The sequence below is a fragment of the Streptomyces litchfieldiae genome (assembly GCF_031845365.1).
In the GTDB taxonomy this organism is placed as follows: Bacteria; Actinomycetota; Actinomycetes; order Streptomycetales; family Streptomycetaceae; genus Streptomyces; species Streptomyces litchfieldiae.
The window spans coordinates 1-584 of the sequence record NZ_JAVREL010000078.1; the positions used below are offsets into that span (position 1 = coordinate 1).

At 65.1% G+C, this 584-nt stretch carries 1 pseudogene; it reads right to left on the reverse strand.

Features of this window, described 5'->3' with window-relative positions:
* Positions 1-106: 106 nt before the first annotated feature.
* Positions 107-584 (reverse strand): annotated as a pseudogene (locus tag RM590_RS35460) (DNA topoisomerase IB); the annotation flags it as partial.

Consider the following 584-nt stretch of genomic DNA (forward strand, 5'->3'; position numbering starts at 1 on the left):
TTGCTGCTCGAGAGCATCGGCAACGGGTACGTCGTCCGGCACGCCTTCCTGTGTCATGTGGCGGGAATACCCCGTGGCCCCCTGGCCAAACGCTGTGCGTGTTCGGTCATGTCTGTCTGGCCACCTTCCGGATCAACCGGGCCGTGCTGGCCTCCAGAATCGCTTGGCGTTTGTCACCGTTGCGGACGCGGGAAGCGCGACGGGCGCCGGCGGCGACGGTCAGCCCGTCTCGATATGCGTCCACCACCCGTGAATCGACGTAGGCGCTGCGGGCGACCGCCGGTGTATTACCAAGAGCCTCGGCGACTTCGCGCATCACCGCGGATTCGACGCGTTTGACCACCTTGTCGTCTACCGGAGGGTCCGCATCGACGAACGCCTCGGCCGCCAAAACCGTGCCGTGCCAGGTTCGTAGATCTTTCACGGTGTAGTCGTCGCCGACCATCTCCTTGAACCGTAGATTGAGATCCTCGGCGTGCACCTCCGTCCATTCGGACGACTGACGGAATGCCAGCAAGCGATCGCCGTTGCTCCGGCTCCGCTGGAGGGACCGGACGGCACGCACCACCGCCGGGTCTTCCACC